Genomic DNA, 1,490 nt, shown 5'->3' on the forward strand with positions numbered 1-1,490 from the left:
GTGTAGTACCTTTAAATAAAAGCATTGAAGAGCCTAATGTTTTGGATCGAGGCCTTAACATACTTGCCAACACCAATAGTATTAAAAATATTACCTACGGTGGCTTTAGAGATCTTTATAGGGGTGGTAGGTGGCTTCCATCAATCAGTACAACTGTGCCTATGGGATATGGAGCTAAGGGTGTAATGGCAGGATTCGGTTTTTCAGGATCCGATTGCACAATAGAGTCAAAGCAATGCATAAATCATCCCACTCCAACAATTACTTCAATTCAGGAAATTGGTGAGGCTGTGCTGGATTCGTACATAGGTTTCGGCGATCCACTCAATGGAGTTTCAGTACTTATAAGTAATATCACCCAAAACACCATTCGACAAGGGCAGTCTGGAAAATACCTAGGAGGTAATCAAACTGGAGTTTCTATTAGTAGAAATATAGGCCCAGATACTGCTATCAAGATAGGAACAGAAGGAATGATTCGTTGGGGTGGGCCTCGCAATCTTGATTCAGATAGGCCGAAAAGTGCATTCGGAGTTATTAGTCATCGAATTACACTACGCCCCGAACCCACGGATCCTTTTGACACTTCAACTCGATGGTTTTCAGATCTCTATCTAACAGTTGGTGTTGGCAACGGCCAGTATCGTCCTCTCGATCAAGTGATTAGTGCCCAAATTCAGTATGCAAAAGATGCTGGTTGTTGGGATGGACGCCGGAAATGCAATGATATGCAATGGAGAGATGCGTTTTTAAAAGGAACGGAATGGGGAAATTATTACCCGCTTGGTGTGTTAACACTTGCAGTTACTGACCAAGCCCATCTGATCACTGAATGGTGGGGACGAAATCTAAATGTTTCATTGAGTTTGCAGCCATTTAAGGAGATCGGCTGGACGATTACTCCAGGAGTAGGCAATTTGATCCCAAATAGTGATTATGGTAATAATGTAAATATACCGGCATGTAGGCAGTGCGATATGGGTGAGGCTATAACAACAAGACCATTGTTTTATTTAAGATCAATGCTAAATATTAAATTTTAAAACCTTATCATTTCAATTTGCTGAAGAAAAACATATTTGAACCAACTGCTTGATGCCTAGCCTACGATCTCTTGCCAGCTTAGTAAGGTAAGGCTGAGCTAGCAAACGACGGCGCAATCGTTCCTTATTCCCTCCTTCATACGTTTCTTGAATACGTTCCAGTAATTCTTTTTGATTCATCACGGCCAAATCTAATTGGAGTTCCTTTGGCCACCAATGGGCCACTCCTAAAGGCGGAGCCCCAACCGACAACATTGGACATCCAACCATTAGCGACTCGGCAGCAATAAGACCAAAACTTTCACCACTTTTGGCGGAACCACCAGTAGTCAGTACAAATAGTGATGCCTGTTGAAGGGCGAGAGTTACATCGACAAGGAGCATCCAAGTTAAACCCGGCTCTTCAGCCCCAATTGGTCCAACCCAAAGAGCGACTGCGTCTGGAAT

General features: G+C 43.0%; 2 protein-coding genes. One reads left to right on the forward strand and one right to left on the reverse strand.

Annotation, left to right across the window (positions count from 1 at the left end; genetic code table 11):
- On the forward strand, positions 1-1,043 hold a 1,043-nt coding region (locus tag C7K08_RS15695), incomplete at its 5' end, for a hypothetical protein (RefSeq protein WP_161955943.1).
- 12 nt (positions 1,044-1,055) lie between these two features.
- On the opposite strand, the gene C7K08_RS14075 is transcribed toward C7K08_RS15695, so the two are convergent.
- Positions 1,056-1,490 (reverse strand): hypothetical protein (locus tag C7K08_RS14075; RefSeq protein WP_206603878.1); only part of this gene is annotated, 435 nt, incomplete at its 5' end.

This window comes from Synechococcus lacustris str. Tous (assembly GCF_003011125.1).
Classification (GTDB): Bacteria; Cyanobacteriota; Cyanobacteriia; order PCC-6307; family Cyanobiaceae; genus Synechococcus_D; species Synechococcus_D lacustris.